We start from the raw sequence: 23,499 nt of genomic DNA, 5'->3' as shown, positions 1-23,499 counted from the left end.
CTAGTAGACATCGCGAAGATAGCGCTTTTCGCGCTTCAGCTGGCTGACATATTCGCTTGCTGCTTCCGCAGAGAGGCCGGCCTCGTCAATGATGATCCGGTGCAGGGCATCGTCTACGTCCTTCGCCATGCGGGTCGCGTCACCGCAGACGTAAAAATAGCCCCCCTCTTCGAGCCACTGATAAAGCGCCTTGCCATTCTGCCGCATGCGCGTCTGCACGTAGATCTTTTCCGCCTGATCGCGCGAAAAGGCGAGATCGAGACGCGTCAGCACGCCCGCACGGCTCATTTCACCCAGCTCACTCTCGTAAATGAAGTCCGACTGCCGGTGCTGGTCACCAAAAAACAGCCAGTTCCGGCCGGTGGCGCCCCGCGCCAGCCGTTCCTGCAGGAAGGCCCGGAACGGCGCTATTCCCGTGCCCGGACCCACCATGATAACCGGCGCATCGTCGTTCTGCGGCACACGGAACGCCTTGTTGTGCGAAACGAAAACCCCGGCCGTCCCCCCGGCCTCCACCCGATCTGCCAGATAGGTGGAGCACACGCCGCCGCGCTCGCGGTCGTGAGCGCGATAACGCACGCTGGCGATCGTCAGATGCACGCTGTTTCCCGCGGCAAGGGGGCTGGAGGAGATGGAGTAGGCCCGATGCTGCAGCAGTTTCAGGAAAGTCACGAATTCAGCAAGATCGAAAAGACGCCTGCCGCCAAGATTGAGCAGGTCGAGAATATCCTTGCTCCAGAGAAAGGCGGCCAGCTGCTCCCTGTCGCCGTTCGCAAGAACATGCGCCAGTTCGTCATGACCCGCGCGCTTGCCGATTTCGGCGACCAGTTCGCGCGAGGGCGTCGAGATTTCGAACATGCGGAGAAATGCGTCTCCCACCGAACGATCCAGCCCGGCCACTTCGCTATCGGCTCCCGCCTCGAAATGGTCGAGCAACGCACCAGCCAGTTTCGGGCAGTTGACGGGAACGACACCAAGGGCATCACCCGCCTCATAGCTGAGGCCGCTTTCCCCGAGATCGAATTCGTAATGCCTGATTTCCTTCGATGAAGCCGGACCGGAAAGACGGTGATTGACGCTTAGCCGCGTCAGATAGGGATTCTTCCGGTTCCATTCCTGTGTCACCCGCCTGGGGAGTTGGGCCGGACGAGGCGTCACGACAGTCGCCGCCTGGCCGCCATCGAGCGCAAGTGCAATGGGCAGGGTCTCATCGATCCAGGCGGCGGCAGCGTCCTCGAAGTCTATATCGCAATCAATCCGCGTTTTCATACGTTTGCCGCCGAGCTGCTCAAAGCGCGTATCGATGAGTTTGCCGGCCTGGCAAAATCCGTCATACCCCGTATCACCCAGCGCCAGCACGGCGAAATTCATCGCCTCCAGTCGTGGCGCACCATCAGCGGCAAGCGCTTCCCAGAATAGCTGCGCATTATCGGGCATTTCACCCTCGCCGTAGGTCGAGGTCACGACAATGACCCGTTTCATCGAACCGAGGCGCTCCATGGACACGTCGTCAAGCGCCATCACCTCCGGCTGCATACCCTGCGTGCGGGCGGCGCCGGCGATATCCATCGCCAGCGCCTCGGCATTGCCGGTCTGTGTGCCGAAGAGGATGTTCAGCACGCTCGCCGCCGTCTCGGGAGCGGCAGCGGCGACAGATGCCTCCAGGCCAATGGCCGCGCGGGAGTGGAGCCCGGCTAAAAAACCCGCAAGCCAGGCGCGCTGGTCGCCGTTAAAGGGCGCGTCTTCGGGAATGTAGGGTATCTTCATCATGCTGCCCTGTTCTGACTGGATGCGGCGGTTAGGTCAGGAATGACGCGGGCCGCGAAAAGCTCTTCGAAGCCCGGCAGATGACCGATCTTCTCGATGTTTTTGCGGCTCTGCTGAATGATCCAGCCATAGGTGCCTGGACTGTCCACCGACCAGATGTTGCGGCGCGCCAGTGCCTGCTTGTAGTCATCAAGTCGCTTGGCGGCGATCATCACCGCAAGCTGTCCGTCGCTGTGGTCGGAAAGAGCCTCGCGCGCATATTTCATCAGACGCTGCATTAGGGCATAATCTTCCGTAAGGATGAGATTGCGTACCGCTTTTTCGATGCCGGCGTCGGAAGGACCCGATGCCATCGGCAATCGCTGCAAGGCGATAGCCTGCGCCATGCTCAACACAGTGTAATTGTTGATCAGTGCGTACATGTCTTCCGTATCCGTTTCGCCATAGGCCGGCACGGTGCCGTTCAATACGGACTTGCGATCTCGATAGGCCAGCTTGAACTTCCGCAGCTGATGGGCAGCAAGTGCGGAAGCCAGTTCCTCCAGCAATTCCTTGCGCGGCTTGGCCTTGAGAATTTCGTCACTGTCCTGATAAAGCAGCAGCGCGCGTGGCATGCCGTAAACGAAATTGTGCTGTTCGCTCTCCCAGTTTTCTAGCAGCCATGCGGCCTTCGCTGAGCCAGTCTCCACCGCGTGCCAGTTCAGAAGCTGGTGAACGGCGTGACGATGGATCGCCGCCTGCTCGTCCTCGCCCGTGATGGAGCCAAGCAGGATCGAATCGTGGCTGACTTTCTTCGGCAGGTCGCCATAGGGGTCGTATTGATAGACGAAACCGCCACTCATGCCGTTGCCGAAGCCCTTGCCAAAACTACCGAGGTTAAGCACCGCACCGTTGGTCATGTATTCGCAGGCAAAATCCCCCACGCCCTCCACAACGGCGGTCGCGCCGGAGTTGCGCACCGCAAAACGGTCGCCTGCCTGCCCTTCCACAAAGGTGCGGCCGCCGGTTGCGCCGAACAGTGCGAAATTACCGACCAGCACATTCCCGCCCGCCTCCTGCGAACCGCCGCCGGGAGAACGCACGACGATGGTGCCACCGCAGGCGCTTTTGCCGACGCCGTCATTGCAGGTACCGGTATGGACCATGATCATGCCGTCGTTGCAGAAAGCGCCAAAGGATTGTCCAGCCGAACCTGATGTATCGATGCGCACGGAACCCGCTTCCAGAAATCGACGGCCACGGCTGTCCCGCCTGACGGCCGGCAGCGCATCCGCCTCTTCGTCGGAAAGCTCATGGTTCAGCATACGTTCGATATCGACGGCGAGTTGGCCGCCGACGCTCTTGTTGCAATTGTTAAGGAAAATGTTGCCGCCAAGCTCGATGCTTTCGCGCCCGCCGTCGACCAGTGCCGAGCACACGAGTTCGATGAAGGCATCGTCCAGCGCGAAGTCCTTTTCCATATAGACCGGGCTGTCGATCTTCACTTCCTCGACCACGGTTAGCATTGCCCGGAGGTCAAGCTGGCCAACGCTTGCGGGATGATCGAGTAGGTGAAGAAGATCTGAGCGGCCCCGCGCTTCCCGCAGCGAACGCAGCCCGAGTGCGGCCAGGATCTCGCGCGTTTCATGGGCGATGTTCATGAGATATTGCGCCAGCGCCCGCGGATCGCCGTTAAACGCCTCCTGATTGGTGGTGAGACCGGCCGGGCATTTGATGTTGCAGTTCTTCGCCATGACGCATTTCAACATCATCAGCGCCGTGGTGCCGAATTCGAAACTATCCCCGCCGAGAAGAGCTGATTTGACAACGTCGCTCGCCGTCTGGTGTGCGCCGGAGCAGCGCAACAGCACCTTGGCGCGCAGGCCGGTGGCGCAAAGCGCCTGATGCACCTCGGCAACGCCGATTTCCGCGGCGCGACCAGTATATTTGAGGCTGGTGACGGCCGCCGCCCCCGTGCCGCCGGTATTGCCGGCGACGTTGATGACATCCGCTCCCGCCTTGGCGACACCGACCGCGATCGTGCCGATGCCTTCTGACGAGACCAGCTTGACGATGACCCGCACGCGCGCTGCCTTGGCATCGTGGATGAGTTGGGCCAGATCCTCGATGGAATAGGTATCATGATGCGGCGGCGGCGAGACAAGCTCGACGCCCGGCGTACCGCCACGCGCGGCGGCGATTTCCACCGTGACCTTTGGAGACGGCAATTGTCCGCCTTCGCCGGGCTTTGCGCCCTGGCCGATCTTGATCTCGATCTCTTCCAGCATCGGATCGGCAAGATAACCGGCCCAGACACCGAAGCGGCCCGATGCGAACTGCTTGATGCGCGAGGCGCGAATGGTGCCGTATCGCGATATATGCTCGCCGCCCTCACCGGAATTTGACATGCCGCCAACCATGTTGGTGCCGTGCGCCACAGCCTCATGGGCGGCCGCGACAAGCGCGCCATGGCTCATTGCACCAGAGGCGAGGGTCATGGTGATCTCGCTGGCATTTTGCACGGCATCGAGCGAAATGCTCGCCGGCGCGGCGCGAACAAGCGAGAGGTAATCGGAAGCCTCGCCCCTCGCCTGAACCAGAAGAGCGCCCCCTTCAAGCCAATGTCCGACTATGTCCTCGCCGAAGCGATCGATCAGCGATTGGCCAAGTGCTGCGAGCCTGGCAAGCTCATGGCCGTGCGGGCCGGTCAATCGCAGCCGGAAGGCGCCTTCCTCTGCGCCTTCGCAGAGCAAGCCCCGTACCATGAAGCTGTTATTGCCCTTGCGGGAAAACCGACCCATTTCACGGCGAAACTCTTCCGCCGAACCGGCGAACGTCACATCCGCCGGCAATTCCAGGACATCGCGCAGGGCGGCGGGGCGACGTGCTCTTTCTTCCGCCATCATACGGGCAAATGCGCGGTAGCCGGTCGTCACCTCGAAGGCATCGATCGCCTCCGGGGTCAACCGGTCAAAACTGGTGTGATAATAGGCCGCGTCGTCGAGACCGAAGGCATCTTCCAAGCGGTTGAGCGGCAGGAGACGTAACGCCTCTTCGTTTTCGGTCCCCTTGTCGAAACCGATCTTTTCCTCCGTCATATCCACGAAACCGCGCACGGCCGTCGTGCCATAGGAATGGCCGGCCCCTTCGGCACGCTCCTTGAAAAGACCGAGCAGCGGAATGTCGCTTTTTCCCTTTACAGACAGCGCCTTGCGGTGCCAGTCCGCCACGGCCTGGGCGATGACGGCGAAGCTCACGCCGCCGACCGGCGTTTTCACATTCGGGAAATAACGCTTCAGCACGTCATCTTCCGTATCGAGGAAGTTCGGCTCGAAGAACTCGCCCCCGATATAGCTTTCCGCCGTACACAGGCCCACCTTGCCCATGGTCTTCATCAGCGATTTTTCGGCCGCCTTGGCGAAGCGCTTGAAGGCCTTGTCGGCTTCGCTGCCGAATTTCTCCTCGGCGCGGAACTGCACGGCGAGCGGATAGACCGCCGAAGCGCCAAAGCCGAGACCGGCTGCAATGTGATGGGAGGAGGAGAATTGTCCACTTTCTACGATCAGGGACACACGCAGCCTGAGGCCTTCCTCGATCAGTCGCTGATTGATGGCGGAAACGACCATGATCATCGGCAAAGCGGCACGACGTGCGGAAACATGCCGGTCAGTGATCACGGCAATGCCACCTTCGCCAGCGGCAAAAGCGGCGACCTCGGCGCACAGTCCGTCTATCGCCTCTCTCAATGCCGCTTCATTGGCCTCCCCTGTATCGAAGACGGGCGCATAGAGCATTTCGAAACGGCACACCGGCGTCTCGGTCTGCTCGCGGATGCGCAGCATGTCCAGGTGGCTAAGGATTGGCGAGCGCACGACGATCTGGCGGGCCTTCTTAGCGCCGCTGTTCGGCTTGGCACCCAGGGCCACCCGTAGCGTCATGCCATCAGCTTCGCGAATACTGTCTAGCGGCGGATTGGTGACCTGCGCGAAACGCTGCGAAAAATACTTGGCGACCCCACCTTCCTGATCGGAAAGCGCGTTGATGGCATTGCCGTATCCCATCGCCGAAATTTTTTCGGAACCGGAAGCCAGCATCGGGTCCATCAGGAATTTGAAACTTTCCTGATTGTGCGAATAGGCGACGTAACGCTGGTGACGTTCGAGATCACCATTATAACGCAGCGGTGAGCCCTGCTTTTCCGCTGGCACTTCCGGCAGATCCTCCAGCATGACACGGGCTTCGCGCAGCAGGGATGAATAGTCGCGGCGCGCGGCGAGAAGCTCCAGCGCCTCGACGGTGGAAAAGGCGCGGCGCGCGGCGTGGTCGTAATAAAGCATGCCGCCCGCCTCGATGCGGCCGCGCCGGATAACGCTCTCCGCCGGAAAGGCGATCTGCCCGGCCTCCGACATGACGCAGAGATATTCGTCCGTCTCGACGGTGCGCAGCGGGCGCAGGCCAAGCCGATCGAGGCGCGCGCCGACAATAGTGCCGTCGCCGAAGATCAGCGCGGCCGGACCGTCATTTTTCTCCTCATAGAGAGAGAAATATTCCAGCATCGCCTTCACGCCCGGCGACAGGGTGTCGTCGTTTTCCCAGGCTGGCGGCATCATCGAGACCACAGCGGTAACGAGGTCAAGACCGTCCTCCATAACCCGTGCCTGCAAGGTCTGGTCCAGACGGCAGCTATCGGACTGGCCTTTCGGCCTGACGATGCTGGCATTCTTCGCCAGGGCGACTGCCGCTTCCGACAGGCGGTTCTTCTTGTCGGTGTTGAGTTCGCCATTATGCGCCATCAGGCGGAAAGGCTGCGCCATGGATGGGTGCGGATCGGTATTGGTGGAGAACCGCGTGTGGAAATACATCGTATGCACTTCATGGCGCGGATCCGTCAGGTCGCAGAAATAGGGCATCACCTCATGGGAGTTCAGGCGGCCCTTCAGGACCTGCGTGCGGGCGCTGAGCGAGAGCGGATAAAAGCCGGCGAGATCAGGCACGGTATAAGCAAGCGCCTCAATGGCAATCAGTGCCTTGTGGATACGCCAGTCGAATTCGGCCGGAGTTGCGCATTCGGCCGGAGCAGAGAAAACCCATTGGCGGATCGGCAACCGGTAAGGGATGGCGGCAGCACGGATGGCCGCGTCATTTACCGGTACATCACGGACGGTGAGGACCGAAAATTCCTGCTCCTGCAGCGCGCTGCCGATAATGCCAACCGCCTCATCGTGGAACGCGGAGTTCTGCGGCAGGAAAAAATTGCCGACGCCGAAACGGCCGGCCTGCAAACCGTGTTCGCCAGTTAATTTCCGAAAGAAGGAGAGCGACAAGTCCAGCGACACCCCGGCACCATCGCCGACACCTTCCGCCGACATGCCACCGCGATGCGGGACGGCGCAGAGCGCCTCGTGGCCGCGCTTCAACACATCGTGAGTCTGCACGCCGTCCTTGCGGGTGATGAAACCAACGCCACAGCTGCTTTTTTCAAAAGCGGCATCGTAAAGGCCGAATTTTTGCTCCGTCACGCTCAAGGCTCTCTCCTCTCATTGCGCAATTCGCGCGGCATCGCCTTTTTCCCGAATCCGGCGCGTCAGCCGGCGCTCTGCGGGCGGAGCCGCAGGCGACCTGGCTGCTCCTCTTCTTCTGCTTATCGGCGTTTGATGGCGCGAACGGTCGTTTTGCGGCCGTCAAACGGCTGGGCGGCAATCGCCGCATTTTCGCAAATAATGATCGTGTTCGTTCGCATCGCGTTCCCTGATGGTCGATTTTCAAGCGCAAAAAATACGCCGAATTACGTCAGTATTGCTTACGTAATATTTCATGATTGGGAAAGTCAAGATTAAAATCGATCCGGCGCAATAAAAAAACAAAAACGCCGCGAAATCCGAAAGGATTCCGCGGCGTGACTGCTTCAGGAGTTTTTTAAATTGCCCAGATCACTCAGACGGCATTTCGAGCGTGCGGCTAAACCAGAGGGCAATAAGCGTACACAGGGCGCCCGACATGAGGTAGATGCCGACCGCGAAAAGGCCGAATTTGGACGAAAATCCGAGCGCCACGAGCGGCGCGAAGCCGGCACCGATCAGCCAGGAAATGTCCGAGGTCAAAGATGCGCCGGTGTAGCGGTATTCGCGGCTGAAGCGGGAGGCGAGCGCGCCACCCGCCTGACCGAAGGACAGGCCCAGCAGCGAGAAGCCGATCAGCACGAAAAGATAACGGCCGATATCACCGGAACTGAGGAGAACGGGGGCCACAAGGCTGAAGAGACCAATCAGGACCGCCGCGATGGCGAGAAGTTTCCGCCGCCCTATGCGATCCGCCAGAATACCAGAAACGACAATCATGCCGCCGGCAATGATGGCGCTGACGAACTGTACGAAGAGGAAGTCCGACACGCGCTGGCTTGTGTTGAGAGAAACCCAGCTCAGCGGGAAGACGGTGACGAGATGGAAGAGCGCAAAGCTCGCCAGCGGCACGAAAGCGCCGGTGACAACCACCGGGAACTGCGACCGCAGCATTCTGAACATGGGACGCGGCTCCAGTTCATGCTGTTCCAGCATGGCCTGGAATTCCGGCGTCACGATCATGCGAAGGCGGGCAAAGAGCGCAAGCACATTCAGCGCCAGCGCCACGAAGAAGGGGAAACGCCAACCCCAGGCCAAAAACTCTGCACCGGAAAGCTGCGTGACGAAAACGATGAAGAAGGCGCTGGCGAGGCCAAAACCCATGGCCGCCCCGATTTGCGGCATCATGGCGTACCAGCCGCGCTGCCTCGGCGGAGCGTTCATGGCGAGCAGCGAGACAAGGCCATCCCAGGCGCCGCCGAGGCCAAGGCCCTGACCGATACGGAAAACCGCCAGCAGGCAGGGGGCCAGCATGCCAGCCTCGGCATAGGATGGCAGGAAGCTGATCGCCATGGTGGAACCGCAGAGCGTGAAGAGCGCGGCCATCAGCTTGACGGCGCGGCCGAACCTGCGGTCGATCTGGAGGAAAATCAGAGAACCGATCGGCCTTGCGATAAAAGCGAGAGAGAAGACAGCGAAGGAATAAAGCGTGGCCGTCAGCGGATCCACATAAGAGAAGAAGACATGCGGAAAAACGAGCGCGGAGGCGATGGCGTAAATGAAAAAATCAAAAAACTCCGTCATTCTCGCAAGAATGACTGCAATCGTAATGCGATCCGGATCGACCTTTACGGGGCCGGCACCGTGTCCGTTCGCCTCTGGCGCCTGCCCAAAAGATGGAGCAGCATTCGTATAACTCATAATATTCCTCCTGCGTCATGGACGAACCATTTCATGTAACGCGCAGGCTCCTCTTCCGTTGCGTTACGATGCGACGGATTGTCACACGCACCCTACGTAACGTCAATTGAAGTTTGAGAAGAAAGGCTTGCCCCGCGGGCTTCCTATGCGATAATGCACGCGCTCCGCCTGTAAACGCAGCTTTGACCGCCACATGGTGCATCGCAACGATTTCGCTGCACCGCGACAATATACCTCATTTGAAAAATGATGTTCGGCAATTATTCGCGGCATAATCCAAACTGTACGAGTTCAAAGAACGTGCGCATGATCAAAAAACTCCCATCCGCCCTCCTGGCAATTCCGGCAATGCTGCTGCTCAGCGGCTGTAACCTTGTTGTCATGAACCCCTCGGGCGACGTCGCCATCCAGCAGCGCGATCTTATCATCACGTCCACGGTCTTGATGCTGCTGATCATCGTTCCCGTCATTGCCCTGACGCTGTTCTTCGCATGGAAGTACCGCGAGTCGGCCAAGGCCGAGGATTACGATCCCGAGTGGCACCATTCCACGCGCCTTGAGATGGTGATCTGGTCGGCACCCGTCGCGATCATCCTGATGCTCGGTACCGTGACTTGGATTTCCACCCACCGACTCGACCCTTATCGGCCGCTGGAGCGCATCGACGAGAACCGTCAGGTCACCGCCGATATCAAGCCGATCACCGTCGAAGTTGTGGCCATGGACTGGAAGTGGCTGTTCTTCTACCCTGAACTCGGCATTGGCAGCGTCAATGAATTCGCCGCTCCGGTCGATGTCCCGATCAATTTCAAGATCACCGGCACGACGGCGATGAACTCCTTCTTCGTTCCAGCACTGGCCGGCCAGATTTATGCCATGGGCGGCATGCAGACCAAGCTGCATGCCGTGATCAACAAGGAAGGCGTCTATGACGGCTTCTCGGCCAACTTCTCCGGCCCCGGCTTCTCGCATATGCGCTTCAAATTCCACGGCCTCAGCCAGCAGGGCTTCGACCAGTGGGTGGCCAAGGCAAAGGAAGGCGGCAAGGGCTTCGGGCGCCAGGAATATCTCGAATTCGCCAAGCCTTCGGAGCGCGAGCCGGTGCAATATTTCGCTTCGGTCGATCCGGAACTCTACAGCGCCATCCTCAACCGTTGTGTGGAGCCCAACAAGCTCTGCATGCGTGACATGATGCATATCGACGCCAATGGCGGCGGCGGCAAGGAAGGCATCGACATCGCCAAGGCGCTTAACTCCGTCGTCTGCACCCCGCTTGCGCCTTATGGCGTCGCCAGCGGTCCACAATCCACTCCGGCTGCTATCGAAGGCCAGACTTTCGAACCTGCGGCGCTGCCGGAAACCAAACAAGTCGCTGGCTGACGATACGTCCCGGCATTCTGCGGCGCGGCCTGTCCGCGCCGAATTTACGTCTTTGAATCGCAAGAGGCTAAAATGGTCGTCAACTCCGATCAAACGTCGTTCCTGTTCGGACGGCTAACCTGGGAGTCAATCCCGCTTCACGAGCCCATTCTTGTCGCCACCTTCGCGGCCGTGGCTCTGGGCGGCATCGCCGTCGTCGGCGCCATCACCTATTTCAGGCTGTGGGGCTACCTCTGGAATGAATGGTTCACGAGCATCGATCACAAGAAGATCGGTATCATGTACATCATTCTGGCGCTTATCATGCTTCTGCGCGGTTTTGCCGACGCCATCATGATGCGCGTGCAGCAGGCCATCGCCTCCGGCGGATCGGAGGGATATCTTCCGCCGCATCACTACGACCAGATATTCACCGCCCACGGCGTCATCATGATCTTCTTCATGGCCATGCCGATGATCACCGGTCTCATGAACTTCGTCGTGCCGCTGCAGATCGGCGCCCGCGACGTTTCATTCCCGTTCCTCAACAATTTCTCCTTCTGGATGACCACGGCTGGCGCCGTCATCACCATGATCTCGCTGTTCATCGGTGAATATGCGCAGACGGGCTGGCTTGCCTATCCGCCGCTTTCCGGCATCGACGGAAGCCCGGGAGTGGGGGTCGACTATTATATATGGGGTTTGCAGATCGCGGGTGTCGGAACGACGCTGTCAGGCATCAACCTGATCGTGACCATCATCAAGATGCGCGCGCCGGGCATGACCATGATGCGTATGCCGATCTTCGTCTGGACGTCGCTGTGTTCGAACATCCTGATCGTGGCCTCTTTCCCGATCCTGACCGCAACGCTCGCGCTTCTGACCCTTGACCGCTACGCTGGTACGAATTTCTTCACCAACGACCTCGGCGGCAATCCGATGATGTATGTCAACCTCATCTGGATCTGGGGCCATCCCGAAGTTTATATTCTGGTACTGCCGGCTTTCGGTATCTTCTCCGAAATCGTCGCCACCTTCTCGGGCAAGCGCCTCTTCGGTTACGCGTCGATGGTCTACGCCACTGCCGTCATCACCATCCTTTCCTATATCGTATGGCTGCACCACTTCTTCACCATGGGTTCGGGCGCAAACGTCAATGCCTTCTTCGGCATCACGACGATGATCATCTCGATTCCGACGGGTGCGAAGATCTTCAACTGGCTCTTCACCATGTATAAGGGCCGCATCAAGTTCGACGTGCCGATGCTGTGGACGATCGGCTTCATGATCACCTTCGTCATCGGCGGCATGACCGGCGTCCTTCTCGCCGTACCGCCAGCGGACTTCGTGCTGCATAACTCGCTGTTCCTGATCGCCCACTTCCACAACACGATCATCGGCGGCGTGGTGTTCGGCGTTCTCGCCGGCATCGTCTACTGGTTCCCGAAGGCCTTCGGCTATCGTCTCGATCCGTTCTGGGGCAAGCTGTCCTTCTGGTTCTGGTTCACCGGCTTCTATTTTGCCTTCATGCCGCTCTATATTCTCGGCCTGATGGGCATTACCCGCCGCCTCAGCCAGTTCGAAGACAACTCTCTTCAGATCTGGTTCCTGATTGCCGCCTTCGGCGCCTTCCTGATCGCGCTCGGCATCGCCTCCTTCGTCATCCAGCTCATCGTCAGCTTCCTGAAGCGCGACAAGCTGCGTGACGTCACCGGCGACCCCTATAATGGCCGCACGCTGGAATGGTCGACGTCTTCTCCGCCGCCGCAGTATAATTTCGCCTTCACGCCCGTCATTCATGATGTTGACGCCTGGACGGACATGAAGAAGCGCGGTTACAGCCGCCCGCTGGAAGGCTTCATCCCAATCCACATGCCGAAGAATACCGGCTCGGGCGTCATCATCAGCGCCATCAGCGTGGTGCTGGGCTTTGCCCTGGTGTGGCACATCTGGTGGCTGGCAGTTCTGTCGTTCATCGGCATCGTCGCGGTCTCGATCGCCCATACCTTCAACTACAATCGCGAATACTACATTCCAGCCTCCGACGTCTCCACGGTTGAGGCGGAGCGTACCAAGCTGCTCGCGAAACAGGCGTAACGAAACATGGCTCATACACCTGCACAAAGCGTCGACGGCGCTGAACCACCGGTCTTTTACCTGAAGGAAGACCATCATCCCGAGAACGGCACTTCGATCGGCTTCTGGCTCTACCTGATGAGCGACTGCCTGATTTTTGCCGTGCTCTTCGCCACCTACGCCGTCCTCGGCCGCAGCTATGCGGCCGGACCTTCGGGCGCGGATCTGTTCGATCTCAAGCTCGTCGCCATCAACACCGGCTTCCTGCTTTTCTCCTCCATCACCTATGGCTTTGCCATGCTGGAAATGGAAAAGCAGAAGGTGAAGACGACCCTGGTCTGGCTCGGAATCACCGGTCTCTTCGGCCTCGCCTTCCTTGCCGTCGAACTTTACGAGTTCCATCACCTGATCGAAGAAGGAGCCGGTCCGCACCGTTCGGCTTTCCTGTCGTCGTTCTTCGCGCTGGTCGGCACCCACGGTTTGCACGTCACCTTCGGCATCATCTGGCTCGTCACGCTGATGGTGCAGGTCGCCAAGCATGGCCTGATCGCGGCGAACAAGCGTCGCCTGATGTGCCTGTCGATGTTCTGGCACTTCCTCGACGTCATCTGGATCGGCGTCTTCTCCTTCGTTTACCTCATGGGAGTTCTTTGATGAGTTCCGAAGCACACGCACATCACGACGCGCATGGCGACGACCATCATCACCATGATGGCGCGAGCCACGGCACGTTCAAAAGCTACATGATCGGCTTCATCCTTTCGGTCATTCTGACGGCGATCCCCTTCTGGCTGGTCATGGGCGACGTCCTTGAAAACAAGACGCTGCTCGTCATCGCCATCATGGGCCTCGGCGTCATCCAGATCTTCGTGCACATGATTTATTTCCTGCACATGGACACCAAGTCGGAAGGCGGCTGGACCTTCATGGCGCTGATCTTCACCGTCGTGGTGCTGCTGATCACGCTCTCCGGTTCGCTGTGGGTCATGTACAACATGAACAAGAACATGATGCCGCTGCACATCGAAGATGTGAAAAACCTGCCTTAACCACAAATTGCGGCCTGCCGGAAGCCCGGCAGGCCGCCTTCCGCGCCAACACATAACCCCATGAATCGTAGCGCGATTTATGGGGTTATCTGCTGGAAGAAGCGCATTCGGGGCGATGAGGCCCGGTCAGGTGGACGACACTTCTGCCAGACACGCTTCTCAAGGACCGTGACATGACCAAAACAACGCCCCCCAAGCGCGGCATTCGCCCCGCAGCCATCGTCGTTCTGTTTCTGACCGTCGCCCTGACAGGGCTGCTGCTGGCTCTTGGAACCTGGCAGGTCAAAAGACTTTCCTGGAAGCTCGACCTGATTGAGCGTGTCGAGGCCCGTGCGCACGCGGAGCCCACCGATGCGCCCGCCGCCGGGGAGTGGCCGGCGCTCGGCGAGCCAGCGGAGTACGAATATCGCCGTGTGAGACTTTCGGGCACTTTCCTCAACGACAAAGAGGTCCAGGTCTATACCGTTACCGATCTCGGCCCGGGTTACTGGATCATGACACCGCTGAGACGAGATGATGGCACGAGCATCATCGTCAATCGCGGCTTTGTCCCGTCCGACAGGCGAGATCCGTCATCGCGACAGGAAGGTCAGCCGACAGGCGGCGCGGAGGTCATCGGGCTGATGCGTGCCCCCGAAACAGGCGGGCTTTTCCTCCGCACCAATGACCCCGCAAATGGACGCTGGTACTCCCGCAATATTCCGCAGATATCGCAGGCCTCCGGCCTTACGGGCGTCGCACCGTTTTATGTCGATGCCGATGCGGCACCCAACCCCGGCGGTCTGCCGGTCGGCGGCAAGACAATGCTTACCTTCCCCAACAACCATCTCTCCTACGCCATTACCTGGTACATTCTCGCGGCCATGGTCGTCGCGGCGGGCTGGTATGTGCTGCGCAATCTGAACGCCCCGAGGTCAAAGCAGGGCAAGGATTGAGCGGCCGATTTTACCGAATGGTTCACAAAACCCCTTCCTTCTTCACGTTTTGCTGATCTATAACGACAGTTCGGCCTGACATGCCCGTCGGCGCAGCTTCGTTTCGGTGAGTTATGGCAAGAGCATTTCTTCTCGTTCTGGATTCCTTCGGCGTCGGCGGTGCGCCCGATGCGGAGCACTATGGCGATCTTGGAGCGAATACGCTCGGTCACATCGCGGAATTCTGCGCTGCCGGTGCAGCTGACAGAACGGGACTACGGTCCGGACCGCTGAAGCTGCCGAACATGTGTTCGCTCGGCCTGCTGGAGATCGCAAGGCAGGCAAGTGGTGACATTCCCGTCGGTATGGAGGCGCCGGAACGCATTTTTGGCCTGCATGGCTGCGCCAGCGAGGTTTCGAAGGGCAAGGACACTCCGTCCGGTCACTGGGAGATCGCGGGAACGCCGGTGACGTTCGACTGGGGATATTTTCCGACGGAGGGCGATGCGTTTTCGCCGGAACTGGTGAAAGCGATCTGCGAGGAGGCGGATCTTCCGGGTATTCTCGGCAATTGCCATGCTTCCGGCACCGAGATCATCGCGCGGTTCGGCGAAGAACATATCCGGAGCGGCAAGCCGATCTGTTACACATCTTCGGATTCCGTGTTCCAGATTGCCGCGCACGAAACGCATTTTGGCCTGGGGCGGCTCATCGCGCTCTGCGAGACGGTACGCAAGCTGCTCGATCCGCTGAACATAGGCCGCGTCATCGCGCGTCCCTTCATCGGCGAAACGGTCGCGACCTTCGAACGCACCGGCAACCGCCGTGATTTTTCCGTGCTGCCACCGGAGCCTACTCTGCTCGACCGGCTTGTGGAGGCCGGCCGAAAAGTGCACGCCATCGGCAAGATCGGCGATATCTATGCCCACCAGGGCGTTTCACGCGTCATCAAGGCAAACGGCAACGCCGCCCTGATGGATGCGACGCTGCAGGCTATCGACGAGGCAGAAAACGGCGATCTCGTCTTTACCAATTTCGTCGATTTCGACATGCTTTATGGCCATCGGCGCGACGTTGCCGGTTACGCCGCCGCCCTTGAGGCTTTCGATGCGCGAATCCCCGAAATCCACCGCAAGATGGCGCCTGGCGATATCGCTCTTCTTACCGCCGATCACGGCTGCGACCCCACATGGCGGGGCACGGACCACACACGGGAAAGGGTGCCGATCATGGCATTCGGCCCGGGCATTCGCTCGCGCGATGTCGGCATTCGTTCAAGCTACGCCGATATCGGCGAAAGCATCGCCCACCATCTAGGTATCGAGGCCGGTTCTCACGGCAGGAGCTTCATTTGACATCGCATTTGCTGAAGGCGGAAATTCACTGCCACATCGAAGGTGCGGCCCCGCCCGCCCTCGTCGCGAAACAGGCTGAAAAATACGGGATCGACACCAGCAGCTTTCTGCGGAACGGCCAATATGTATGGTCGGATTTCGCCGAATTCATCCGTTGTTATGATGCGGTGGCACAGGTGTTCAAGACGGATGAGGATTATGCCGTTCTCACCGAGGCCTATCTGACCGAACTCGCGGAAGCCAATACGATCTATAGCGAACTGATCATTTCGCCCGACCATGGCGACCGCATCGGGCTTGGCGCCGACGCTTATCTGGCCGGCATTGCCGAAGGCATCCGGATTGCAAGGGACAAGACGGGTATCGAAACCCGCATCATCGTCACAGGCGAGCGGCACTTCGGTCCGGAGCGGGTGATCGCCGCGGCCGAATATGCGGCGCGCACCCAACATCCGCTGGTGACGGGGTTCAACATGGCGGGCGAGGAGCGTATGGGCCGCGTCGCCGATTATGCGCGCGCCTTCGATATCGCACGCGATGCCGGCCTTGGATTGACCATTCATGCCGGCGAGGTTTGCGGGCCGGAAAGCGTGGCCGATGCACTCGATCTCGTCAAACCATCCCGCATCGGGCATGGCGTGCGGGCAATCGAGAATGCCGGTCTCGTTGCACGGCTCGCCGAAACCGGAACAGTCCTTGAAGTCTGCCCCGGCTCCAATATTGCGCTCAAGGTCTATCCCGACTTCGCCAGCCATCCGCTCAGAGCCCTCAGCGACGCGGGAGTGCGGGTCTGCATCAACTCCGACGACCCGCCATTCTTCTTTACCTCACTTGCACGGGAATATGCGCTGGCCGCCGACGAGTTCGGCTTCAGCGATGGCGAGATAAACAGCATGACCCGCACCGCACTGGAATGTGCCTTCGTTGACGAGGCAACGCGCGGAAGGCTGCTTAAAAAACTCGACGGCGCCTGATGCAGCTGTTGGCAGGGTAAAACCACGAAGAAGGCTTGCGAAAAGCCGACTTTCGGTCAATTACAGGGGCACAAGAAAAAAGGAAGGCCAGTTTCATGGACGGCGTCACAGTCATCGAACATCCGCTGGTGCGGCACAAACTCACCATCATGCGCAAGAAGGAAACCTCCACAGCCGGCTTCCGCCGCCTGCTCAGGGAGATTTCGACGCTGCTCTGCTATGAAGTGACGCGCGATCTTGAAATGACGATGGAAACCATCGATACGCCGCTCGAGACCATTCAGGCACCAGTGCTGGAAGGCAAGAAGCTGGTTTTCGCCTCCATCCTGCGCGCAGGCAACGGCCTTCTGGAAGGCATGCTCGAACTGGTGCCTTCGGCGCGCGTTGCCCATGTCGGCGTCTATCGCGACCACGATACGCTCGAGGCCGTCGAATATTATTTCAAGGCTCCCGAAAGCCTCGATGCCCGTCTGGTCATCGTTGTCGACCCCATGCTGGCGACCGGCAACTCCTCCATCGCCGCCGTGGAAAAGCTGAAGGAGCGTGGTGCGAAGAACATCCGCTTCCTGTGTCTTTTGGCAGCCCCCGAAGGCATCAAGAATTTCCGTGAGGCACATCCCGATGTGCCGATCTACACCGCCGCGATCGACAGGCATTTGAACGAGAAGGGTTACATTGTTCCCGGCCTCGGTGATGCCGGCGACCGCATGTACGGCACCAAGTAACCATTCATCATCGCTTAACCTTTTACGCCATTCGCCGCCCGATCAGCGGCGGATGGCTTTTTCTTTTAAGATTTCGGCATGTTTTGCGTCTATTCTTGCCAGGGGTAACCGGCCCTCGGAGGAGTGAAGACTTGCTGGCGCGCGCGATTTTTCTGCTTGTTGGCCTTTCCATCGGCGCCACGCAAATACCCGTTCTGATGGACAAATTTCAGCCGCGCCCGGAAAGCAGCGTAGCAAAAACCGAAATTGTGGCCGAAGCAGCCAAACCCCAGCCTGTTTCGTTGGGCGGAGTCAATCTGAAAGCTGACGCCCGCGGCCACTTCAACGCCACCTTTCGTATCAACGGCAAATCATTCGACGGACTTATCGACACCGGTGCTTCAACGGTTGCCATCAATGAGACGATTGCACGTCGGCTCGGATACGGCGTCAACAGTCTGGATTTCAAATACGCGATCTCAACCGCCAACGGTCAGACCATGGCCGCCTATGTGAAGCTCGACCGGGTGGAGATAGGCACGATCCGCGTGCAGAATGTCGACGCCATGGTGCTGAAGGACAATGCACTGAGCAACATGCTGGTCGGCATGAGCTTCCTGAAGCAATTATCGTCGTTCAAGGTTTCTGGCGGCGAAATGCGGCTGGTCAGGTGATACGCTCGAGAACGGGTGCAGCGACTTCCGGCGCGTCGTCGCTGATTCCATAGCAGGCCGTTATCGCTTTAATGGCGTAGGCTGCGTCTTCTCCGGACGCTGCATGGACAATGGCAATCGGTTCTCCCTTTTCCACCTTCATCCCAAGAGGCAGAATATTCGAAATACCAACGGCGGGATTGATCCTGTCCGAGGGTTTTCGTCTGCCGCCGCCAAGTCCGACGACGGCGATGCCGAGTTCGCGCGTTGCGCAGGATGTCAGCCAGCCGCTGCTCACGGCCTGGACCGGAAGAGTGACTGGCGCGGACGGCAGATAAAGGAAAGGATTTTCAACGAAATCCGTTGGCCCGCCCAATGCCGAAATCATTCGCGCGAAAATTTCCATTGCCCGGCCGGAGGAGAGGGCGGCCGACGCCAGTGCTGCGCCTTCTTCCAGTGTGGCCGTTTTTTGAGCCTGCACGAGCATTTCCGCCGCGAAAGACAGAACCACGTTTTCCAGACGGCTACCAGCCTTGCGACCAGCCAGAAAATCGAGACAATTGACGATTTCAACGGCATTGCCGGCGGCATCGCCAAGCGGCTGGTTCATATCTGTTATCAGCGCCGTTGTCGGCAAACCTGCGCCAACAGCCACATCGACCAGCGCGCGGGCGAGCGTCCGTGCATCGTCAATGCTTTGCATAAAGGCGCCGTTGCCTACCTTGACATCAAGCACAAGCGTCTGCAGCCCGGCCGCCAGCTTCTTCGACAAGATGGAAGCCGTAATCAGCGGTATGGAATCGACCGTCGCGGTCACATCGCGAATGGCATAGAGGCGTCTGTCAGCGGGGGCGAGGTCACCCGTCTGACCGATGATGGCACAGCCGACCGTCTTCACCGCCCGGCGAAACAGAGCCTCGTCCGGCATGACATTGTAACCGGGAATCGCTTCCAGCTTGTCCAGCGTGCCGCCGGTATGTCCAAGGCCCCTGCCGGAAATCATCGGCACAGCGAGACCACAGGCGGCTACGATCGGGGCGAGCATCAGAGAGACATTGTCTCCAACGCCACCGGTCGAGTGCTTGTCGGCAACCGGCCTGCCGATATCGCTCCAGGACAGGACATCACCGCTGTCACGCATGGCAAGTGTCAATGCCACCATCTCATCCCGGTTCATGCCACGGAAAAACACCGCCATGGCAAAAGCCGCCGCCTGCCCTTCCGAGATGCCGTCTTTCGACAGCGCTTCGATGAATGCGGCGATCTCCTGCGGCGAGAGCGCCAGGCCATCGCGTTTGCGGCGGATGGTTTCCTGCGGGATCAAGCTCAATACCCGCTGGCGGTCCTGGCGGGCTCTCCGCCGGCCAGAACGTTCAGCACGTCGTCAAGGAGACCTGAAGCGCCGAAACGGAACGTCGAAGGCATGGCCCAGTTCGGCGCCATGATGGTTTCCGCCAGCCGCAGGTAAAGTGTCGCGTCCTCCACGGTACCGATCCCGCCGGCCGGCTTGAAGCCCACCTTCTGTTTGCTGTCGCGGATCGCCTGCAACATGATGTCAGCCGCCTCCAGCGTGGCGTTGACGGCAACCTTGCCTGTCGAGGTCTTGATGAAATCGGCGCCTTCGGCAATGGCAATTTCGGAAGCCCGACGGATCAGGGCCCTGTCCTTCAGCTCGCCGGTTTCGAGAATGACCTTGAGCAGCACGGGTGTAGGGCAGGCCTTGCGAACGGCGGCCACCATGTCGGAAACCGCGGTTTCATCGCCCGCGATGAATTTGCGATAGGGAATGACAAGATCGATTTCATCCGCACCGTCGCGGATCGCCACCTCGGTTTCCGCGACCACGGTTGCGACATCAAGATCACCCGACGGAAAATTGACGACCGTTGCAATGCGGATCGCGTGGTCCTTTCCGAAGGCGGCGCGCGCCTGCGCCACGAAACGCGGCCAGATGCAGATGGCGGCCGTATTGCCAAACTCCGTATGCGCCCGCTGGCAGAGCGCGGCGATCTGCTGTGGCGTGCAGTCTTCCTTGAGGTTGGTGAGGTCCAGCAAGGACAAAGTGAGGGCAGCCGCTTCGCGCGGACGCTGGAGTTCCATGGTCACGCTCCTCCTGCGATCATTTCCTTCAGAATGGCGGCAAGCCTTTTGCCACCCACGGGAGCCATGTCCTTGGTTTCTTCATGGCTCAGTTCCGCGCCGGTCATGCCGGCACCGTAATTGGTAATAACCGATGCGGCAGCGACGCGCATCCCGAAAAAGCGCGCAAGGATGACTTCCGGCACGGTAGACATGCCCACGGCATCCGCCCCCAGCAGCCGCGCCATGCGGATTTCCGCCGGTGTTTCGAAGCTGGGGCCAGAGAACCACATATAGACACCGCCGAACAATGGCACCGTCGCACGGATGGCGGCATTGCGCATGGCAAGCATAAGATCAGGATCATAAGCCGTCGTCATGCCGACGAAGCGGCGGTCGCTTTCTTCGCCGATCAGCGGGTTCATGCCGGAATAATTGATGTGATCGGTGATCTGCATGACGGAGCCGGGTGGCATATCCTGCCTGACCGAGCCCGCCGAATTGGTGAGGATGAGCGACTGCACGCCCAGGCCGGCGAGCGCTTCGATGACCGGGCGCATCGCTGCGGGATCACCCTTTTCGTAGAAATGGACCCGACCCGACAGCATCATGACGGGCTCACCGCCGAGATAACCGGCCACCAGTTCGCCCGCATGGCCGGAAACGCCGCCAGCTGGAAAGCCGGGCAGCTCGGTGTAAGGAATGCGGATCGGCTCGCTCACCTCTTCCACCAGCGATCCCAGACCGGAGCCAAGCACGATGGCGACGCGCGGCATGAGGCCGTTCAGGCGGTCCACCAGAATGTCGATCAAACCGTCGGTCATCAGGGCAGCTCGGTCTTGAAGACGGAGGGTAGCAGCTCTTCCATGGTCATGACCTTCTGGACGCCGGTTTCGTCACAAAGATAGATCTTTGTCTCCGGCGTGGCGAACTCGGCGATCTTCTGGCGGCAGCCGCCACAAGGAGAGCAGAGCGGCAGCTTCTCGGCGATAACGGCGACTTCATTGATCTTTTTCGCCCCGCCCATGATCATGGCGCTGATGGCTGATGGTTCTGCGCACCAGCCCTGCGGGAAGGAGATGTTCTCGATATTGGCGCCCTTGTAGATCTTGCCGTCTTCGGCGCGGATTGCCGCACCGACCGGAAATTTTGAATAGGGGGCATGGGCGAAGGCCATGGCCTCTACTGCCGCCTCAAACAGGGCATGGGCCTGCGGATCGGATTTCGGGTCGGAGGACATGGGGTTAACGCTCCTTCGCATAAGCAACGCCACCGGCCTTCGGGGGCTTGGCAACGCCGATGAAACCCGCAAGCAGGATGCAGGTCAGAATATAGGGCATGGCCTGGAATATCTGCACCGGCACTTCGCCGATGCCAGGCACGGATTTACCCTGCATGAAGTTCGCGACAGCATCCAGAAAACCGAACAGAAGGCAGGCGAACATGACCGGCACCGGCTTCCATTTCGCAAAGATCAACGCTGCGAGCGCGATGTAGCCCTTGCCCGCCGACATGTTGGCGATGAAGGCAGCGGATTGAGCCACAGCAAGATAGGCGCCCGAAAAACCGCAGAGAAAACCGGCGACAATGACAGCGCGGAAGCGCATCCATGTCACCGAGATACCAGCCGTATCGACAGCGCCCGGATTTTCACCGACCGCGCGCAGGCGCAGGCCGAAACGCGTTCGGTAAAGCACCCACCAGGACAGCGGCACCGCCAGGAAGGCAAGATAGGTGAGGATGTTGTTGCCGGAAATGACGTTTGCATAGAGCGGGCCGATGAAGGGAACCTCGCGCATGGCATCAGCGCCGGGCAGGATGATCGGGGCAAAACGCCCCTCGCCCGGAAGCTGCGGTGTGCGTCCGCCCTGGCCGAACCAGGCCTGTCCCAGCACCACGGTCAGGCCGGCGGCAATGAAGTTCAACGCCACGCCCGACACGATCTGGTTGCCGCGATTGGTGATGACAGCAAAGCCGTGGATCAGCGAGAACAGGATCGAGACGGCAATACCGGCCAAGAGGCCAGCCCAGGGGTTCGCCGTGATATAGGCAACGCAGGCGGAAGCGAAGGCCGCTGCCAGCATCTTGCCCTCAAGGCCGATATCGAACACGCCGGCCCGCTCGGAAAAGAGCCCGGCCAGTGCGGTAAAGAGAAGCGGAATGGTGAGACGAACGGTCGAGCCCAGAATGCTGACCAGCATATCGAAGAAATCCATGTCAGCTCACCCCTTTGCCAGACGCTGGTAAATGCGGACGATTGCAGGCCGGTACATATATTCCAGCGCGCCGGCGAAAAGGATCACAAGACCCTGAATGACCACGATCATCTCGCGGGTAATGTTGGGCATCTCGAAGGAAAGGTCTGCGCCGCCCTGATAGAGAATGCCGAACAGCAATGCCGCGAAGATGATGCCGAGCGGATGGCTTCGGCCCATCAGCGACACGGCGATACCGACGAAGCCCGCACCGGCGACGAATTCCACCTGCAGACGGGCCGACGCGCCCATAACCGGGTTCAGCGCCATCATGCCCGCCAGACCGCCTGAGATGAGCATGGCGATGATGACGGTGCGTGCATAGGGAATACCGGCATAAATGGCGGCGGAGGGGCTGATGCCGAGCGTGCGCATTTCATAACCGAGCTTGGTGCGCCAGATGAGCACCCAGACCAGAAAACACATCACCAACGCTATCAGGAAGGAGACGTTAAACGGCGCCGGACCAAGCTTCAGGCCGAAGAGAGCCATCAGCCAGTCGAGTTTCGGCAATTGGCCGCCCGGCAGAAAAGTGCGGGTTTCCGGCGCCATCTTGCCGGGCACGATCAGCACGTTCACCAGCAGGTAAACCATCAAGGCCGCAGCAATGAAGTTGAACATGATGGTGGTGATGACCACGTGACTGCCGCGTTTTGCCTGCAGCCAGGCCGGAATGAAGGCCCAGGCGGCTCCAAAAACAGCAGCGCCGATGACGGCGAAGGGCATCGTCACGTACCACGGCACATAACGATCGAGTGCCAGCGCCACCAGTGCCGCGCCAAGGCCACCGACATAGGCCTGACCTTCGGAGCCGATGTTGAAGAGCCCGGCATGGAAGGCGACGGCGACGGAGAGGCCGGTGAAGATGAAACTCGTCGTATAAAACAGCGTGAAGCCGATGGCATCACCACGGCCGAGCGCCCCTTCGATCAGCAGGCGCAGCGCCGCCAGCGGGTTTTCACCGATGGACCAGACAACGAGGCCGGAAATCAGAAAGGCGGTAACGACATTGAGAAACGGCAGGAGGCCGTAAGTAATCCAGTTTGGCAGCGGTACGGAAGCGGTGCTCATTCATG

The 23,499-nt window shown here is 59.7% G+C and carries 18 protein-coding genes; 9 read left to right on the top strand and 9 right to left on the bottom strand.

All coding sequences use genetic code 11. The features are described from left to right. From QE453_RS09680 to QE453_RS09670, 3 genes are all read right to left on the bottom strand, one after another. Positions 1-1,770 carry a sulfite reductase flavoprotein subunit alpha gene (locus QE453_RS09680; protein ID WP_309776971.1) on the bottom strand — a complete coding sequence of 590 codons (1,770 nt, stop codon included), beginning with the start codon at positions 1,768-1,770 and terminating at the stop codon, positions 1-3. Then, positions 1,767-7,271 (bottom strand): glutamate synthase-related protein, encoded by a 5,505-nt coding sequence (locus QE453_RS09675; protein WP_309776970.1) that lies wholly within the window; start codon positions 7,269-7,271, stop codon positions 1,767-1,769. Before QE453_RS09675 ends, QE453_RS09680 begins: the two co-directional genes overlap by 4 nt. Before the next feature lie 405 nt (positions 7,272-7,676). Further along, positions 7,677-9,005 (bottom strand): MFS transporter, encoded by a 1,329-nt coding sequence (locus QE453_RS09670; protein ID WP_244405416.1) that lies wholly within the window; start codon positions 9,003-9,005, stop codon positions 7,677-7,679. A 306-nt stretch (positions 9,006-9,311) separates the two neighbouring features. Here QE453_RS09670 and cyoA point away from each other — a divergent pair, with 306 nt between their 5' ends. The 9 genes from cyoA to QE453_RS09625 all read left to right on the top strand — a co-directional run bounded on the left by cyoA (position 9,312) and on the right by QE453_RS09625 (position 18,110). Continuing rightward, positions 9,312-10,385, top strand: coding sequence for a ubiquinol oxidase subunit II (cyoA, locus tag QE453_RS09665; protein WP_034496355.1), 1,074 nt, complete (start codon positions 9,312-9,314; stop codon positions 10,383-10,385). A 72-nt stretch (positions 10,386-10,457) separates the two neighbouring features. Next, complete coding sequence (cyoB, locus tag QE453_RS09660) at positions 10,458-12,461, top strand: cytochrome o ubiquinol oxidase subunit I (protein WP_004439200.1); 2,004 nt, start codon at positions 10,458-10,460, stop codon at positions 12,459-12,461. Between the two features lie 6 nt (positions 12,462-12,467). Next, positions 12,468-13,094 carry a cytochrome o ubiquinol oxidase subunit III gene (gene cyoC / locus QE453_RS09655; protein ID WP_006699805.1) on the top strand — a complete coding sequence of 209 codons (627 nt, stop codon included), beginning with the start codon at positions 12,468-12,470 and terminating at the stop codon, positions 13,092-13,094. Next, complete coding sequence (gene cyoD, locus QE453_RS09650; RefSeq protein WP_004439196.1) at positions 13,094-13,489, top strand: cytochrome o ubiquinol oxidase subunit IV; 396 nt, start codon at positions 13,094-13,096, stop codon at positions 13,487-13,489. The genes cyoC and cyoD overlap by 1 nt, the downstream gene beginning before the upstream one ends. A 173-nt stretch (positions 13,490-13,662) precedes the next feature. After that, positions 13,663-14,424, top strand: coding sequence for an SURF1 family protein (locus QE453_RS09645; RefSeq protein WP_309776969.1), 762 nt, complete (start codon positions 13,663-13,665; stop codon positions 14,422-14,424). Between the two features lie 113 nt (positions 14,425-14,537). Continuing rightward, positions 14,538-15,758, top strand: coding sequence for a phosphopentomutase (locus tag QE453_RS09640; RefSeq protein WP_278067138.1), 1,221 nt, complete (start codon positions 14,538-14,540; stop codon positions 15,756-15,758). Continuing rightward, positions 15,755-16,732: an adenosine deaminase gene (locus QE453_RS09635; RefSeq protein ID WP_060942476.1), complete on the top strand. Its 978-nt coding sequence runs from the start codon at positions 15,755-15,757 to the stop codon at positions 16,730-16,732. The genes QE453_RS09640 and QE453_RS09635 overlap by 4 nt, the downstream gene beginning before the upstream one ends. A 95-nt stretch (positions 16,733-16,827) precedes the next feature. Further along, positions 16,828-17,457 (top strand): uracil phosphoribosyltransferase, encoded by a 630-nt coding sequence (gene upp, locus QE453_RS09630; protein WP_004439188.1) that lies wholly within the window; start codon positions 16,828-16,830, stop codon positions 17,455-17,457. A 131-nt stretch (positions 17,458-17,588) separates the two neighbouring features. Then, entirely contained in the window at positions 17,589-18,110 is a 522-nt protein-coding gene (locus QE453_RS09625) for a TIGR02281 family clan AA aspartic protease (protein WP_004439183.1), read from the top strand. Here QE453_RS09625 and deoA read toward each other — a convergent pair. The 6 genes from deoA to QE453_RS09595 are packed head-to-tail and all read right to left on the bottom strand — an operon-like array spanning position 18,103 to position 23,494. After that, positions 18,103-19,419 (bottom strand): thymidine phosphorylase, encoded by a 1,317-nt coding sequence (deoA, locus tag QE453_RS09620; RefSeq protein ID WP_107339871.1) that lies wholly within the window; start codon positions 19,417-19,419, stop codon positions 18,103-18,105. The two genes, QE453_RS09625 and deoA, sit on opposite strands and share 8 nt — an antisense overlap. Next, on the bottom strand, positions 19,416-20,189 hold the full coding sequence (gene deoC, locus QE453_RS09615; protein ID WP_244405422.1) for a deoxyribose-phosphate aldolase: 774 nt from the start codon (positions 20,187-20,189) through the stop codon (positions 19,416-19,418). Before deoC ends, deoA begins: the two co-directional genes overlap by 4 nt. Before the next feature lie 2 nt (positions 20,190-20,191). Continuing rightward, positions 20,192-20,992 carry a purine-nucleoside phosphorylase gene (locus QE453_RS09610; RefSeq protein ID WP_022555368.1) on the bottom strand — a complete coding sequence of 267 codons (801 nt, stop codon included), beginning with the start codon at positions 20,990-20,992 and terminating at the stop codon, positions 20,192-20,194. Further along, complete coding sequence (locus QE453_RS09605; protein WP_004439175.1) at positions 20,992-21,408, bottom strand: cytidine deaminase; 417 nt, start codon at positions 21,406-21,408, stop codon at positions 20,992-20,994. The genes QE453_RS09610 and QE453_RS09605 overlap by 1 nt, the downstream gene beginning before the upstream one ends. 4 nt (positions 21,409-21,412) lie before the next feature. Further along, positions 21,413-22,384: an ABC transporter permease gene (locus tag QE453_RS09600; RefSeq protein ID WP_004439173.1), complete on the bottom strand. Its 972-nt coding sequence runs from the start codon at positions 22,382-22,384 to the stop codon at positions 21,413-21,415. Between the two features lie 6 nt (positions 22,385-22,390). Continuing rightward, positions 22,391-23,494 carry an ABC transporter permease gene (locus QE453_RS09595; RefSeq protein ID WP_004439171.1) on the bottom strand — a complete coding sequence of 368 codons (1,104 nt, stop codon included), beginning with the start codon at positions 23,492-23,494 and terminating at the stop codon, positions 22,391-22,393. Between the last annotated feature and the right edge of the window lie 5 nt (positions 23,495-23,499).

Source organism: Agrobacterium sp. SORGH_AS_0440, from assembly GCF_031453135.1.
In the GTDB taxonomy this organism is placed as follows: Bacteria; Pseudomonadota; Alphaproteobacteria; order Rhizobiales; family Rhizobiaceae; genus Agrobacterium; species Agrobacterium pusense.
This window is presented reverse-complemented; position numbering and strand designations above follow the sequence as displayed.